Raw genomic sequence first — 15,383 nt, forward strand, 5'->3', positions numbered from 1 at the left:
GGTGAGCGAACTGAACGGATCCGGCGGCTCGCGCGGGGTCCCCGGCGCCGACGCGGCCTGGCCCGTGCTCGGCCGGGACACCGCCCCCCAGCCGGACGTTCCCGTGCAGGCGGCGGGACCGGCGAACGGGCAGGTCGTCCCCGGGCAGATCGTGCCCGGACAGGTCGTCCAGGGCCAGGCGAACGGCCAGGCGAACGGGCAGTCGGGCGGACCCGCCCCGGCGGGCGAGGTCGAGGCGCAGCCCTGGGACATCGTCGAGCGGCTCCGGCAGATGGCCGACCTCATCGGCGACGCCCTGTCCGCCGGCGAGCGCAAGGTCGAGCAGACGCAGAACGACGCGGCCGCCCAGATCTCGGCCCTCCAGGCCGAACGCGAGTCCGCCCAGCGCGACGCCGCCGCCGCGTGGGGCGAGGTCCAGCGCGCCCGCGGCCAGGCCGAGCAGGCCGACCGCCGCACCGTGGACGCCGAGCGGCGCCTCGCCGAGGCGCAGGCCGAGGCCGCCGCGCAGATCCAGGCCGTCCAGGCGGACGCGGCGGCCCAGGTCGCCGGCGCGCAGAGCGAGGCCGCCGCGCAGGTCCAGGCGATGCAGGCCGAGAAGGAGACCGCGCAGCGCGACGCCGCCGCCGCGTGGGGCGAGGTCCAGCGGTCGCGCGGCCAGGCCGAGCAGGCCGAGCGCCGCGCCGTGGACGCCGAGCGGCGCCTCGCCGAGGCGCAGGCCGAGGCCGCCGCGCAGATCCAGGCCGTCCAGGCCGAGAAGGAGGCGGCGCAGCGCGACGCGGCCGCCGCCTGGAACCAGGCGCAGCAGGGCCGCCAGCAGGCCGACCAGGCCCGCGCGCAGATGGAGCAGGCGCAGGTCCAGGCCGAGCAGGCCCGCGTCCAGGCCGACCAGGCCCGCACCGCGATGGAGCAGGCGCAGGCGCAGGCCGAGCAGGCGCGCCAGCAGGAGCAGCAGGCCAGGGCGCAGGCCGAGCAGGCCCGCCAGCAGGAGCAGCAGGCGCGCGCCGAGGCCCAGGCCGCCGCCGGACGCGCCGAGGCCGCCGAGCGCCGCACGGCCGAGGCCGAGGCGACCGTCCGGCAGGCGATGACGCAGCGCGACCAGATGAGCGAGGCCCGCGACGACGCCCTGCGCGCCGTCGAGGACTCCGTCTCCGCCCGCCGCGCCGTCGAGGCCGAGCGCGACCGGCTCGCCGAGCAGGCGGCCGAGCTGTCCCGCGCCCTGGAGAGCGCGCGCGGCGAGCTCGCCCAGGCCCGCGCCAAGCTCGCCGACGCCGAGATGCAGGCGCAGAACCTCCAGCACGCCGTCGCCGCCGCCGCGAAGGAGGCCGAGGAGGCCCGCAACGTCGCGCAGACCGCCGAGACGCGGATGCGCGCCGCCGAGGCCCGCGCGAACGAGGCCGAGCGCCGGACCCAGGAGGCCGAGCGCCGCACCCAGGAGTTCGAGGTCCGCGCCAAGGCCGCCGAGAGCCGCGCCGCCGAGAGCGAGCGCCGCACCCAGGAGGCCACTCGGCGCGCGTCCGACGCCGACCGCCGCGGCCAGGCCGCCGAGACCCGGATGAAGGCCGCCGAGTCCCGCGCCGCCGAGGCCGAGCGCCGGCTCGCCGAGTCCGACCGCCGCGCCGCCGACGCCGACCGGCGCGCGGACGCCGCCGAGGCCGAGCGCAAGCAGGCCCTCGACACCGCCGCGCAGACCCTCGACGCCGCCAAGAAGGCCGAGCGCGAGCGCGACACCGCCGTCGCCGCGCTGGAGGCAGCCGAACGCCAGCGGGAGGCCGCCGTCCAGGCCCAGGCCCGCGCCGACTCCGAGCTGACCATCGCCCGCGGGCGCGCCGACACCGCGGTCCGCGAGCGCGACCAGGCGTCCGCCGCGATGCGGCAGCTCGCCAGCGAGCGCGACGCGGTGGCCGAGAAGCTCGCCGAGCGCGACCAGTGGGTCGACCAGCTCGCCCAGGCCGTCACCGAGCAGCGCGCCCAGATCGCCGAGCTCACCCAGGAGCGCGACGCCGCCAAGCAGGCGTCCGAGCAGGCCCGCGGCCTCATCGACGAGCTGACCCGCCAGCTCCGCACCATCATGCCCACGGGAGCGCAGCGCTAGCCCGGCTCGCCGCGCTCGCGCGGCCCCTGGCTGCGCTCGCGCGGCCCCTGGCCGCGGGCCGTCCTCCCTCGCCGCTCCGGTCGCGGGCCCCCTCGGCTCCTCAGTCCGGACGGCCCGCGGCCGGGGACGCCGCCTCGCAGGGCATCAGGCGTCACTCGGGGGCCTGGCGGCGAATCGCTCGTGTCGCCGCGTCGAGTGGGCCTGGAACGTGCGCCGCGTCCGGTTCGGCGTGCCGTTTCAGGGCGGGACACGCCCGGACGGGGCCGTCCCGGATGTCGCACGGTCGGCGGATGATATCCTGGTGGCCCGTGGACAGTGCGGGACCGATCTCCGGTTCATCCGCCTCGTTTCGACCACGGGAGAGTTCTTCTTGCCTTCGGCCACCACTGGTAGCTCGCGTCCTACCAAGCATCTCTTCGTCACCGGCGGTGTCGCCTCCAGCCTCGGCAAGGGACTGACGGCCTCCAGCCTGGGACGACTCCTCGCACTGCGCGGCCTGCGGGTCACCATGCAGAAGCTCGACCCCTACCTCAACGTCGACCCCGGAACGATGAACCCGTTCCAGCACGGTGAGGTCTTCGTCACCGACGACGGCGCCGAGACCGACCTGGACGTCGGCCACTACGAGCGCTTCCTGGACACCGAGCTGCACGGATCGGCCAACGTCACCACCGGCCAGGTCTACTCGAACGTGATCGCCAAGGAGCGGCGCGGCGAGTACCTCGGCGACACGGTCCAGGTCATCCCGCACATCACCAACGAGATCAAGGACCGCATCCGCGGCATGGCCGACGGCCAGGAGGTCGACCTGGTCATCACCGAGGTCGGCGGCACGGTCGGCGACATCGAGTCGCTGCCGTTCCTGGAGGCCGTCCGGCAGATCCGGCACGAGATCGGCCGGGACAACTGCTTCTTCCTGCACGTCTCGCTGCTGCCCTACATCGGGCCGTCCGGCGAGCTGAAGACCAAGCCGACCCAGCACTCGGTGTCGGCGCTGCGCTCCATCGGCATCCAGCCGGACGCGATCGTGTGCCGCTCCGACCGGCCGATCACCGAGGGGCTGAAGCAGAAGATCAGCCTGATGTGCGACGTGGACCGCGAGGCCGTGGTCTCGGCGGTGGACGCCGCCAGCATCTACGACATCCCGAAGGTCCTCCACGCCGAGGGCCTGGACGCCTACGTCGTGCAGCGGCTCGGCCTGCCCTTCCGGGACGTCGACTGGGGCTCCTGGGACGAGCTGCTCCAGCACGTCCACCAGCCGTCCCGCGAGGTCACGATCGCGCTGGTCGGCAAGTACATCGACCTGCCCGACGCGTACCTGTCGGTCACCGAGGCGCTGCGGCACGGCGGGTTCGGCAACGACGCCCGCGTGACGATCCGCTGGGTCAAGTCCGACGACTGCGAGACGCCGGAGGGTGCCAAGCGCGAGCTGGACGGCGTGGACGGCGTCCTCATCCCCGGGGGCTTCGGCGTGCGCGGCATCGAGGGCAAGCTCGGCGCGATCCGGTACGCCCGCGAGAACCGGATCCCGCTGCTCGGCATCTGCCTCGGCCTCCAGTGCATGGTCATCGAGGCCGCCCGGAACCTGGGCGACATGCCGGACGCGGGCAGCGCCGAGTTCGACCCGGCCACCGCGCACCCCGTCATCGCGACCATGGCCGACCAGCTGGACGTGGTGTCCGGCGAGCGCGACATGGGCGGCACGATGCGGCTCGGCCTCTACCCGGCCGACCTCGCCGAGGGGTCCATCGTCCGCGAGCTGTACGGCGAGGCGAAGGCGTCCGAGCGGCACCGGCACCGCTACGAGGTGAACAACGCCTACCGCGCGCAACTGGAGGCGACCGGCCTGCGGTTCTCCGGCCTGTCCCCGGACGGGCGGCTGGTCGAGTACGTGGAGCTGCCCCGCGAGGCGCACCCGTTCTTCGTCGGCACCCAGGCGCACCCGGAGTTCCGGTCCCGCCCGACCCGCCCGCACCCGCTGTTCGCGGGCCTGGTCGCCGCCGCGATCGACTACGCCGACGCCCGCCGGGCGGCCGCCTCCGCGACGACCGCGCCGTGACCGGGTTCGGGGTCGGGGACGTCCGGGACGTCCCCGAGCGCTGGCCCACCGAGGGCGCCGAGGAGGTCTTCTCCGGGCACGTCTTCCGCGTCCGGCGGGACCGGGTCCGCATGCCGAAGGGCGACGGGACCGAGGTCGTCGGCCGGGACGTGATCGAGCATCCCGGCTCGGTCGGCATCCTCGCCCTGGACGACCGGGACCGCGTCCTGCTGCTGCGCCAGTACCGGCACCCGGTCGGGCACTACCTGTGGGAGGCCCCCGCCGGGCTCCGCGACGTGGACGGCGAGCCGCTGCACACGCTCGCCGCCCGCGAGCTGCTGGAGGAGGCCGGGTACCGGGCCGGGCGCTGGGACGTCCTGCTCGACCTGTTCCCCTCGTCCGGCATGTCGGACGAGCGGACCCGGATCTTCCTCGCCCGCGACCTGGTCCGGGTGCCCGACGACGAGATCGACTTCGAGCGGGTGCACGAGGAGGCCGACATGCCGGTGGTGTGGGTGCCGCTGGCCGAGGCCGTCCGCAAGGCGCTGGCCGGCGAGCTGCACAACATGATCGCCGTGTCCGGGGTGCTCGCCGCGCACGCGGCCCGCGCCGACGGTTTCACCGGCCTGCGTCCCGTCGAGGCGCCGGAGGGCTGACCGTCCGGCACCTCGCGGCACCGCCCTTGCGGGACCGCCCTCGGGACCGCTCTCCCGGCATCGGCGGCCGGCGGCCGTCGGCCGTCATCGCCGAATCGTTACCGCCACGCCCCGCCGTCCTGCCGGACGGCGGGGCGTTGACGTAACCCCGGTGCTCGCGAGGGGGCATGATGGGGCGCGGGCCCCCCGCCCGGCGGGACGGGAGCGACCCGGCGCGGCGGACCGTCCGCCCGCGCGACGCGTCCGGAACGAGGTCCCCCACTGACACCGAGCACGACCGGCCGCAGCGGCGCGCGCGCCGAGAGCGCCGCCCCGGAGGGCGCGTCCGGGACGGCGCTGGAGTCCGCCGTGCGCACCTACCTCGGGCACCTGGCCGTCGAGCGGGGCCTCGCCGCCAACACCCTCAGCTCCTACCGGCGCGACCTGCGCCGCTACGTCGAGGTGCTGGCCGCGCGCGGGCGCGCCGACATCGCCCGGGTCACCGAGGACGACGTCCGCGCGTTCCTGGTCGGGCTGCGGGAGGGCGACGCCGACCACCCGCCGCTCTCGGCCGGGTCGGCGGCCCGCGCGGTGGTGGCCGTCCGGGGGCTGCACCGGTTCGCGCTGCGCGAGGGCCTCGCGGCGGACGACCCGGCGCGCGAGGTCAGGCCCCCCACGCCGCCCCGGCGGCTGCCGAAGGCGATCTCGCTCGCCGAGGTGGAGCGCCTGCTCAACGCCGCCTCCGGGCCGGGGGAGGGGGACGGCGGGGACGCCACCGCCGCCGCCCGCGCGCTCCGCGACCGCGCCCTGCTGGAGCTGCTCTACGGCTCGGGTGCGCGCATCTCCGAGGCCGTCGGCCTGGACGTGGACGACGTCGACCTCGCCGAGGGCTTCGCACGCGTGTCCGGTAAGGGCGGCAAGACCCGGATCGTCCCGATCGGCGAGTACGCGCGGCGGGCCGTCGAGGCGTACCTCGTGCGCGCGCGTCCCGAACTGGCGGGCACCGGACGCGGCGGCCCCGCCCTCTTCCTCAACGCGCGCGGCGGACGCCTCTCCCGGCAGGGCGCGTGGATGGTCCTCAGAGCCGCCGCCGACCGCGCGAAACTGACCGACGTGTCACCGCACACCTTGCGCCATTCCTTCGCGACGCATCTGCTGGACGGCGGCGCCGACGTGAGGGTCGTCCAGGAATTGCTCGGTCACGCCTCGGTGACGACGACCCAGGTCTACACTCTCGTAACGGTTCAACTGTTGCGCGAGGTCTACGCCACGTCGCATCCGCGGGCGCGCGGCTGAGCATCCGCGGGCGCGCGGCTGACAAGAGCGGCTGACAAAACGCGACGCATCGACCGCGAGTCGGCTTGAGACGGCGGCGGCGGGGCCATAGAGTCCCCGTTCTGGTAGGCATTTTCAGGCCGCCGGGGAGGGATCTGGTGACGAGCACACGGGCTACGGAGGGCATGCTGTCCTCCGCCACCATCGAGACCGACCCGAGTCGTGCCCTGGGCCCGACGCAACGCCCCGTCCCGGTCTTCCCGGATCCCGAGCCCCTCGCCGAGCACGGCCCGGCGCGGATCGTGTCGATCTGCAACCAGAAGGGCGGCGTCGGCAAGACGACCACCACCATCAACCTGGGCGCCGCGCTGGCCGAGTACGGCCGCCGCGTGCTGCTGGTCGACTTCGACCCGCAGGGCGCCCTGTCGGTGGGCCTCGGCAAGGGCGACCCCCGCCAGCTCGACGTCACCATCCACAACCTGCTGCTCGAACGCGACACCGAGTGGGAGGACGTGGTCATCGAGACCGGCGTCGACGGGATGGACCTGCTGCCGTCCAACATCGACCTGTCCGGCGCCGAAGTGCAGCTCGTGCACGAGGTCGGCCGCGAGTACATCCTCGCCGGGGCGCTGAAGTCGGCCGTCCCGCACTACGACTACATCCTCATCGACTGCCAGCCGTCCCTGGGCCTGCTGACCGTCAACGCGCTCGCCGCGAGCGAGGGCGTGCTCATCCCGCTGGAGTGCGAGTACTTCGCCATGCGCGGGGTGGCGCTGCTCATGGAGACCATCGACAAGGTCCAGCAGCGCATCAACCCGTCGCTCGCCATCGACGGCGTCCTCGGCACCATGTACGACTCGCGCACCCTGCACACCCGCGAGGTGCTCGGCCGCATCGTCGAGGCGTTCGGCGACAAGGTGTTCCACACCGTGATCAACCGCACCGTCCGGTTCCCGGACGCCACCGTCGCGGGCGAGCCGATCACCTACTTCGACCCGTCCTCGATGGGCGCCAACGCCTACCGCAGCCTGGCCCGCGAGGTGCTGCAACGCTGGAAGCCGGAGGCCTGAGCGGGCGTCCGCCCCCGCTCGGTACCGTTCTCCCCGTGCACCAGCCCGCCCCGCCCCTGACGAAGGCCGACCGGAAGGCCGAGGCCGACCCGATGGCCGACGCGCCCTCCGACCAGGCACCCCCCGACGCCGACGGCGCGTCCGACGACGACGGCAAGGGCTTCCGGGTCGAGCTGGACAACTTCCAGGGCCCGTTCGACCTGCTCCTGGGGCTGATCTCCAAGCACAAGCTCGACATCACCGAGGTGTCGCTGCACAAGGTCACCGACGACTTCATCGCCCACATCCGCGCCCACGGCAAGGACTGGGACCTCGACCAGGCCAGCCACTTCCTGCTCGTCGCGGCGACCCTGCTCGACCTCAAGGCGGCCCGGCTGCTGCCGTCCGGCGAGGTGGACGACGAGGAGGACCTCGCCCTCCTGGAGGCCCGCGACCTGCTGTTCGCCCGGCTGCTCCAGTACCGCGCGTACAAGGAGGTCGCCAAGACCCTGTCGGCCCGGATGGCCGACGCGGCCCGCCGGTTCCCCCGGATCGTCCCGATGGAGCCGCGGTTCGCGAACCTGCTGCCGGAGGTGCTGATCGGCCTCGGCCCCGACCAGTTCGCGCGGCTCGCGGCCAAGGTGTTCACGCCGAAGACGCCGCCGGGCGTCAGCGTCGAGCACATGTACCAGCCGAAGGCGAGCGTCCGCGAGCAGGCCGAGGTGGTCGTCGCCAAGCTGCGCGCGCTGCGCCGTGCCACCTTCGAGCAGCTCACCGACGACGCCGAGGGCACCTTCGAGGTCGTCGCCCGGTTCCTGGCCCTGCTGGAGCTGTACCGCGAGCGCGCCGTGACCTTCGAGCAGGACGAGCCGCTCGGCGTCCTGAACGTGACCTGGACGGGCACCGACGAGGGGGAGGTCCGTGTCGGCGACGACTACGAGGGCGCCCGCGAAGTCGAGGCCGCGCCGTCCGACGAGACCGAGGAAGCCGCCGATGACTGATCACCCCGAGGACCACCGCACCGCCGAGGACGCCCCTGCTCCCGAAGGCGAATCCGCTCCCGAAGGCGAATCCGCTTCCGAAGGCTCATCCGCTCCTGAACGCGGAATCGGATCCGAATTCGCGGGGGAATCGGAGAACGGCCCCGAGCGGGAATCCGGAGCCGGGGAAGCGAGTTCGGACGGGGAGGACGGACCGTCGCTGCGGGCCCAGATCGAGGCGATCCTGCTGGTCGTGGACGAGCCCGTGGCCGAGATCACGCTCGCCCAGCTGCTGGAGCGGCCCGTCCCGGAGATCGCCGCCACGCTGCGCGAGCTGGCCGCGGAATACACCGCGCAGGGCCGCGGGTTCGACCTGAGGGACGTGGCGGGTGGCTGGCGCTTCTACACTCGTGACATATGCGCGCCGGTGGTGGAGAGGTTCGTCACCGACGGGCAGCAGGCACGCCTGACCCAGGCGGCGCTGGAGACCCTGGCGGTGGTGGCCTACCGCCAGCCGGTCAGCCGGGCCCGGGTCTCGGCGGTGCGCGGGGTCAACAGCGACGGGGTCATGCGGACCCTGGCGCTGCGCGGCCTGATCGAGGAGGCCGGGCAGGATCCCGAGTCCCAGGCCACCCTTTTCCGAACCACCGGGTACTTCCTGGAGCGACTGGGGCTGCGCGACCTGGACGAGCTGCCGGAGCTGGCCCCCTACCTGCCCGAAGACCTGCCAGAAGAGATAGTCGAGGAAGCGTGAGCGACAACGAGGGCGTACGCCTGCAGAAGGTCCTGGCCGAGGCCGGGATCGGCAGCCGCCGCCACTGCGAGGAACTGATCGGCGAGGGCCGGGTCGAGGTCAACGGCGAGCGGGTGTTCCGGTTCGGCGAGCGGGTGGACCCCGAGCGCGACGTGATCAGGGTGGACGGCCGCCGGGTGGAGACCCGGTCGGAGATGCGCTACTACATGATTAACAAGCCGCGCGGCGTGGTGTCCACGATGAAGGACGAGCGCGGACGCAAGTCCCTGGCCGAGTACGTGGAGGTGCCCGAGCGGCTGTTCCACGTCGGCCGGCTCGACACCGACACCGAGGGCCTGATCCTGCTCACCAACGACGGCGAGCTGGCGCACCGGCTGACCCACCCGAGCTTCGGCGTGAGCAAGACCTACCTGGCCGAGATCCACGGCCCGATCCCGCGCGACCTCGGCCGCCGGCTGCGGCAGGGCGTCGAGCTGGAGGACGGCTTCGCCAAGGCGGACAGGTTCCGCATCTTCGATCAGGTCGGCCGGCGGATCCTGGTGGAGATCACCCTGCACGAGGGCCGCAAGCACATCGTCCGGCGGCTGCTGAAGGAGGTCGGGTTCCCGGTCCAGCAGCTCGCTCGCGTAGAGTTCGGACCGCTCAAGCTCGGCGTGCTCAAGCCCGGCCACATGCGGGCCCTGACCGTCCGCGAGGTCGGTGAGCTGTACAAGGCCGTCGACCTGTAGGACGGGACCTGTAGGACGGGAGGGGATCATGGCGGTGCGGGCGATCCGGGGCGCGACCCAGGTGGAGGCCGACGACCGGGACGAGATCCTGGCCGCGACCACCGAGCTGGTCGGCGAGGTGATGGGGCGCAACGGCCTCGGCACCGACGACGTGATCAGCGTGCTGTTCACCGCCACGCCGGACCTGACCGCCGAGTTCCCGGCGCTCGCCGCGCGCAAGCTGGGCTTCCAGGAGGTCCCGCTGATGTGCGCGAGCGAGATCGCCGTCCCGCACGGGCTGCCCCGCGTGATCCGGCTGATGGCGCACGTGGAGACCGACCGGCCGCGGGCCGAGATCCAGCACGTCTACCTGCGCGGTGCCGCGGCCCTGCGCCTCGACATCGCCCAGTAGCCCGCCCGGCCCGCCCGGCCCGCGCGGTCCGGGGATCGGCCCGGCAAAGCGCGCGCGAAGCTCGGACGCGGGCCCGGGACGGGCCGCGCCGCGAGGCGGGACGGGCCGCGCCGCGAGGCGGGACGGGGCGCGGCGCGGCGCGAGACGGGACGGAGTGGGGTGCGGCGCGGCCCGGCGGGACCGGGCTGCCGTCCGGGGCCAGTAGGCTGGATCGGTGGCAGAGACCCCAGTCCCCGAGCGTCCCGGAAACGGCGAGCGCGGCCCCGGCCGCGTGGTCGTCGTCGGCACCGGCCTGATCGGCACGTCGATCGCGCTGGCCCTGCGCGGACGGGGTTCGGAGGTCTATCTGTCCGACCGGGACGCCGCCGCGCTCGACGTGGCCGTGCAGATCGGCGCGGGCGAGCCGCTGCCGGACGGCGGTCTCGACGGGCCCGCCGACCTCGCGGTGATCGCCGTCCCGCCCGCCGCCGTCGCGGTGACCCTGCTGGACGCGCAGAAGCGCCGCCTGGCGGAGGTCTACACCGACGTGGCGAGCGTGAAGGCGCTGCCGCTCGCGCAGGCGGCCGAGCTGGGTTGCGAGCTGGCCTCCTACGTGCCGGGCCACCCGCTCGCCGGGCGGGAGCGGTCCGGGCCGTCCGCGGCCCGCGACGACCTGTTCCTCGGCCGTCCGTGGGCGCTGTGCCCGGCCGAGGCCACCGCTCCGGCGGCCGTCGCGGCGGTCGAGGGCCTGGCGCGGCTCTGCGGGGCCATGCCGGTCACCGTGGACGCCGAGCACCACGACCGGTCGGTCGCCCTCGTGTCGCACGCCCCGCACGTGGTGTCGGCGGCGGTCGCGGCCCGGCTGACCGGCGCGGACGACACCGCGCTCGGCCTCGCCGGGCAGGGCGTCCGGGACGTCACCCGGATCGCCGCGTCCGACCCGAGGCTGTGGATCGGCATCCTCGCGGCCAACGCCGAGCCGGTCGCGGACGTCCTGGAGGCCGTCGCGACCGACCTCGCGGTGGCCGCCTCGCTGCTGCGCGACGGCAGCGAGGGCGCCGCGACGCACGTGGCCGACCTGCTGCTGCGCGGCAACGCCGGGCGGGCCCGCATCCCGGGCAAGCACGGCGGCGACCAGCGCAGCTACGCCACGGTCACCGTCGTCATCCCGGACCGTCCGGGCGAACTGGCGATGATCTTCCAGGCGGCGACCATCGCCGGGGTCAACGTCGAGGACGTCTCGATCGAGCACTCGCCGGGCCGTCCGGTCGGTGTGCTGGAGCTGTCGGTCCAGCCCGAGGAGGCCGCGAGGCTGGCCGACGAGCTGCGCGCGCGCGGCTGGTCGGTGCCCGGCTGACCGGTACCCTGGAACGCTGGCCGGGCACCGAGCAACTGCGGGCCCGCGCCCGGCACGGCCGCGGGCGCCCGGCGCCCGCCCCCCTCCGCACCGCCACAGACACCGAAAGGGAGCGATCGTGTCGCTCGTCATCGCCATGGACGGCCCGTCCGGGTCCGGCAAGTCCAGCGCCTCCAAGGGCGTGGCCCGGGCCCTCGGCCTGCGCTACCTCGACACCGGCGCGATGTACCGCGCCATGACGTGGTGGATGCTGCGGCACGGCGTGGACGTGGAGGACGGCGCGGCGGTCGCGGCCCGCGCGGCCGAGCCGGTGCTGAGGTCCGGCACCGACCCGGACCGGCCGACCATCGAGGCGGACGGCGAGGACGTGTCCGAGCCGATCCGCACCCGCGAGGTCACCAACGCCGTCAGCGCGGTGAGCCGGGTTCCGGCGGTCCGGGCGCGGCTGGTCGAGCTCCAGCGTGAGATCATCGGTGCCGGGGGGATCGTGGTGGAGGGCCGCGACATCGGCACGGTCGTCGCGCCGGACGCGCCGGTGAAGGTGTACCTGACCGCCAGCGAGGAGGCGCGGGCCGCCCGCCGGGCCAAGGACCTGGCGGCCGACCCGGGCGCGTCGGTGGCGGTCACGCGGGCCGAGCAGGCGCGGCGCGACCGGCTCGACTCCACCCGTAAGGCGTCCCCGCTGGCCAAGGCGGCGGACGCGCACGAGATCGACTCGACCGAGCTGAGCCTCGACGAGGTGATCGAGGCGGTCGTCCGCCTCGCCGAACAGCAGAACTGAGCACCGGGCTCGGCAACGAGCGCACGAGCGAGCCGGGGGACGCCGGGAGGCGTACCCGACCGGCGAGCGGGGACATCAACGTGACTGACAGCGAATACGACTTCGACGCCGCCGAGATCGCGGCGGCCGAGGGCTTCGACGAGGGCTTCACCGGCGCCCCGGGGGAGGACGAGGGTCCCGTGCCGGTGGTGGCCGTGGTGGGCCGGCCGAACGTCGGCAAGTCCACCCTGGTCAACCGGATCATCGGCCGCCGCGAGGCCGTGGTGGAGGACGTGCCGGGCGTGACCCGGGACCGGGTCGCCTACGACGCGACCTGGTCCGGCCGCCGGTTCACCGTCGTGGACACCGGCGGCTGGCTGCCGGACGCCGCGGGCCTGGCCGCCGCGATCGCCGAGCAGGCCCGGATGGCGGTGGACCTCGCCGACGTGGTGATGTTCGTCGTGGACGCCACGGTCGGCGCGACCGACGTGGACGAGGCCGTGGTGGAGATCCTGCGCCGGTCCGGCAAGCCGGTGGTGCTGGTCGCCAACAAGGTCGACAACGTCGGCACCGAGTCGGACGCGGCGCTGCTGTGGAGCCTCGGCATCGGCGAGCCGCACCCGGTCAGCGCCGTGCACGGGCGCGGCTCCGGCGACCTGCTGGACGCCGTGCTGGAGGCGCTGCCCGAGCAGCCGCCGCGGGAGCGGTTCGGCGTCGAGGCGGGCGGGCCGCGCCGGGTGGCGCTGCTGGGCCGTCCGAACGTCGGCAAGTCCAGCCTGCTGAACCAGCTCGCGGGGGAGAAGCGGGTCGTCGTCGACTCGGTCGCGGGCACCACCCGCGACCCGATCGACGAGGAGATCGAGCTCGGCGGCAAGACCTGGCGGTTCATCGACACCGCCGGGATCCGCCGCCGGCACCGGGAGAACCAGGGCGCCGACTTCTACGCGACGCTGCGCACCCAGTCGGCGCTGGAGCGGGCCGAGGTCGCGGTCGTGATGATCGACGCCACCGAGCCGCTCGCCGAGCAGGACCTGCGGATCATCTCGATGGTGATCGAGTCCGGCCGGGCCCTCGTCATCGCCTACAACAAGTGGGACCTGCTGGACGAGGAGCGCCGCCACTACCTGGAGCGCGAGATCGACCGGCAGCTGCACAACGCCCGCTGGGCGCCGCGGGTGAACGTGTCGGCCCGCACCGGGCGGCACATGGAGAAGCTCGTCCCGGCGATCGAGACGGCGCTGGCGGGCTGGGAGAAGCGCGTCCCGACGTCCAAGCTGAACCAGTTCTTCGCCGACCTGGTCTCCTCGCACCCGCACCCGATCCGCGGCGGCAAGCAGCCGCGGGTGCTGTTCGCGACGCAGGCGGGCGTCCGGCAGCCCCGGTTCGTCCTGTTCACCTCCGGGTTCCTGGAGGAGGGCTACCGCCGGTACATCGAGCGGCGGCTGCGCGAGGAGTTCGGCTTCGAGGGCACGCCGATCGCGGTGACCATGAAGATCCGCGAGAAGCGCGGCAAGCGCAAGTAGGCGCGGCGGGCGCGAGTAGGCGCGGCAAGCGCGAGTAGTCGCGAGGCCCGTCCGGGGTTCCCCGGACGGGCCTCGGCGTGTCAGGATGCATCCCAGCGCCCGGCGAGTAAGTCCTCCATTACTCGTTGACCGTCCTATTGGACTCGTGGTCTATTGGGCGTGAGGACGACGAGGGTCTGGGCGCGGGACGAGGGGTGCGACGTGAAGCTTCTGCTGTTGGTGCTCGCTGCCGCCGCTTTCGTGGCGGCCGGTTTCTACTGGCAGCAACCCTGGATCGGCGCGGTCGGCCTGCTCGTCCTGTTCGTCGGCATGTTCACCGACCGGGACGACGTCGCCAACGACGACGAGAAGCACAGCTTCGAGACGACCAAGTCCGTCCGCAACATGCGCAGCCGCAACCGCTGACCGTCGTCAGGCGCCGGACTCGTCAGACGCCGGACTCGTCAGACGCCGGACTCGTCAGACGCCGGACTCGTCAGACGCCGGACTCGTCAGACGCGGCCGGTCAGACGCCGGGCTCGTCGGGGGCCACGCGGCGGTCCGGGCCGTCCGGCTGGGGCTGGCGGGCGTAGCGGCCGACGGTCGGACGGCCGAACGGCTGCGTGGCGTCCGAGCTCCCTCGCGGCGGCGCGGACTCCTCGGGCGTCTCGGGCGTCCTGCGCGTCTCGGGCGTCCTGCGCGTCTCGGACGTCCGGGCCGTCTCGGATGTCCGGGCCGTCTCGGACATCGCCTCACGGACGCCGACGACCGCGAACCGGCCGAGCGCCAGCGCCGCCAGGAACACGATCGCGACCCCGAGCGCCGAGAAGCCGGTGAGCTGCTCGGCCAGATGCCGCGCCCTGGTCGTGCCGAGCGGGTCGCCGATGCCGTGCACGTCCCACAGGACGGCCACCTGCGGCCCGATCACGAACCAGGCGCCGCCGAGCGCCGCGAGCCAGCCGCCGAACGAGGCGAGCGCCCGGTGCCTGCTGGACAGCGTGATCAGTCCGCCGATCGCGGTCGCCGCGCCGGGCGCGATGCACAGCTCGAGCCGGTCCGTCCCGTAGATCCAGGTCTCGTCCGGGTGGAAGCCGAAGTGCGCGTACGGCCCGACGAAGGGCAGCAGCGCCCCCCAGAGTCCCAGCAGCACGAGCAGCACTCCGCTGAACGCGCCGCGGCTTCGTGGCACCCGCATGGTCCCGGTCATGATCGCCGCCTCCCGAGAGGTCGGATATATCGAGTTTTGAACTCGCCTTTACCCTCCGTCTCTCGCTTCATGCGGGCGCTCCGCCCGGCCGCCGGCGCCGGTCCCTGCTCGCCGGTCGCCGGTCGCCGGTCGCCGGCGCCGGTCCCTGCTCGCCGGTCGCCGGCCGTCGGTCGCCGGTCGCCGGTCGCTTAGGCCACCGTTCGGGACGAGCCGTCCGGGTTCTCCGGGTCGATGTGCCAGCTGATGATCCGGACCGGGTGGATCCGGATCAGGTCGTCGCTGAAGAAGCCCTCGCCGATGTGCATGCGGCCCTTCACGAACTCCGCCCGTCCCCGGATCTCGACGCCGCGTCCCCATCCGGGCCGGACGGCGTCCGGGTCGTCGGCGCGCGTCATGTCGTCCACCAGGAAGGACACGTTCGGGCGGGCCTGCGCGTTGCGGTACTTGCGGCTCGCGGCGTTGTTCGGCCCGCCGATGTCGATCGTGCCGTCGTCGTTCAGCCGGAACCCGACCGGCCGGACGTTCGGCGTCCCGTCGGGGCCGGTGGTGGCGAGGCGTCCGAGGTTCTGCGTGGCCAGGTAGGCGCGCTCGGCAGCGGTGAAAGGTGTGGTCGTCGTGGTCATGCCCGCGACGCTA

General features: G+C 74.0%; 15 protein-coding genes. 13 read left to right on the forward strand and 2 right to left on the reverse strand.

The genetic code is table 11. The annotated features are described in order from the left end of the window. The first annotated feature begins 1 nt into the window (after position 1). The 13 genes from ACFPCY_RS12175 to ACFPCY_RS12235 all read left to right on the forward strand — a co-directional run bounded on the left by ACFPCY_RS12175 (position 2) and on the right by ACFPCY_RS12235 (position 13,966). A complete protein-coding gene (locus ACFPCY_RS12175) occupies positions 2-2,092 on the forward strand; it encodes a coiled-coil domain-containing protein (protein ID WP_378254389.1) in 2,091 nt (696 codons plus the stop codon). Positions 2,093-2,462: 370 nt separating this feature from the next. Continuing rightward, positions 2,463-4,151: a CTP synthase gene (locus ACFPCY_RS12180; protein ID WP_378254392.1), complete on the forward strand. Its 1,689-nt coding sequence runs from the start codon at positions 2,463-2,465 to the stop codon at positions 4,149-4,151. Next, complete coding sequence (locus ACFPCY_RS12185) at positions 4,148-4,786, forward strand: NUDIX domain-containing protein (RefSeq protein ID WP_378254394.1); 639 nt, start codon at positions 4,148-4,150, stop codon at positions 4,784-4,786. Before ACFPCY_RS12180 ends, ACFPCY_RS12185 begins: the two co-directional genes overlap by 4 nt. A gap of 348 nt (positions 4,787-5,134) precedes the next feature. Then, entirely contained in the window at positions 5,135-6,061 is a 927-nt protein-coding gene (gene xerD, locus ACFPCY_RS12190) for a site-specific tyrosine recombinase XerD (protein WP_378254397.1), read from the forward strand. A gap of 164 nt (positions 6,062-6,225) precedes the next feature. Then, a complete protein-coding gene (locus tag ACFPCY_RS12195; protein ID WP_378255138.1) occupies positions 6,226-7,110 on the forward strand; it encodes a ParA family protein in 885 nt (294 codons plus the stop codon). Positions 7,111-7,202: 92 nt separating this feature from the next. Continuing rightward, complete coding sequence (locus tag ACFPCY_RS12200; RefSeq protein WP_378255140.1) at positions 7,203-8,090, forward strand: segregation and condensation protein A; 888 nt, start codon at positions 7,203-7,205, stop codon at positions 8,088-8,090. Continuing rightward, on the forward strand, positions 8,083-8,823 hold the full coding sequence (gene scpB, locus ACFPCY_RS12205) for an SMC-Scp complex subunit ScpB (RefSeq protein ID WP_378254399.1): 741 nt from the start codon (positions 8,083-8,085) through the stop codon (positions 8,821-8,823). Before ACFPCY_RS12200 ends, scpB begins: the two co-directional genes overlap by 8 nt. Beyond that, on the forward strand, positions 8,820-9,551 hold the full coding sequence (locus tag ACFPCY_RS12210; RefSeq protein ID WP_378254401.1) for a pseudouridine synthase: 732 nt from the start codon (positions 8,820-8,822) through the stop codon (positions 9,549-9,551). Before scpB ends, ACFPCY_RS12210 begins: the two co-directional genes overlap by 4 nt. 28 nt (positions 9,552-9,579) lie before the next feature. Beyond that, a complete protein-coding gene (gene aroH, locus ACFPCY_RS12215) occupies positions 9,580-9,942 on the forward strand; it encodes a chorismate mutase (RefSeq protein WP_378254403.1) in 363 nt (120 codons plus the stop codon). A 214-nt stretch (positions 9,943-10,156) separates the two neighbouring features. Next, positions 10,157-11,278: a prephenate dehydrogenase gene (locus ACFPCY_RS12220; protein WP_378254405.1), complete on the forward strand. Its 1,122-nt coding sequence runs from the start codon at positions 10,157-10,159 to the stop codon at positions 11,276-11,278. A gap of 118 nt (positions 11,279-11,396) precedes the next feature. Further along, entirely contained in the window at positions 11,397-12,059 is a 663-nt protein-coding gene (gene cmk, locus ACFPCY_RS12225) for a (d)CMP kinase (protein ID WP_378254407.1), read from the forward strand. Positions 12,060-12,175: 116 nt separating this feature from the next. After that, on the forward strand, positions 12,176-13,561 hold the full coding sequence (gene der / locus ACFPCY_RS12230; protein WP_378255142.1) for a ribosome biogenesis GTPase Der: 1,386 nt from the start codon (positions 12,176-12,178) through the stop codon (positions 13,559-13,561). A 201-nt stretch (positions 13,562-13,762) separates the two neighbouring features. Continuing rightward, on the forward strand, positions 13,763-13,966 hold the full coding sequence (locus tag ACFPCY_RS12235; RefSeq protein ID WP_378254409.1) for a hypothetical protein: 204 nt from the start codon (positions 13,763-13,765) through the stop codon (positions 13,964-13,966). A gap of 100 nt (positions 13,967-14,066) precedes the next feature. Here ACFPCY_RS12235 and ACFPCY_RS12240 read toward each other — a convergent pair whose 3' ends face one another. After that, the gene (locus tag ACFPCY_RS12240; protein WP_378254411.1) at positions 14,067-14,747 is read right to left on the reverse strand and encodes a hypothetical protein; all 681 of its coding nucleotides are present in this window, start codon (positions 14,745-14,747) and stop codon (positions 14,067-14,069) included. 188 nt (positions 14,748-14,935) lie between these two features. Further along, complete coding sequence (locus tag ACFPCY_RS12245; RefSeq protein WP_378254413.1) at positions 14,936-15,370, reverse strand: PPOX class F420-dependent oxidoreductase; 435 nt, start codon at positions 15,368-15,370, stop codon at positions 14,936-14,938. Positions 15,371-15,383 lie beyond the last annotated feature (13 nt).

The organism is Actinomadura gamaensis (assembly GCF_042652125.1).
GTDB lineage: Bacteria > Actinomycetota > Actinomycetes > Streptosporangiales > Streptosporangiaceae > Spirillospora > Spirillospora gamaensis.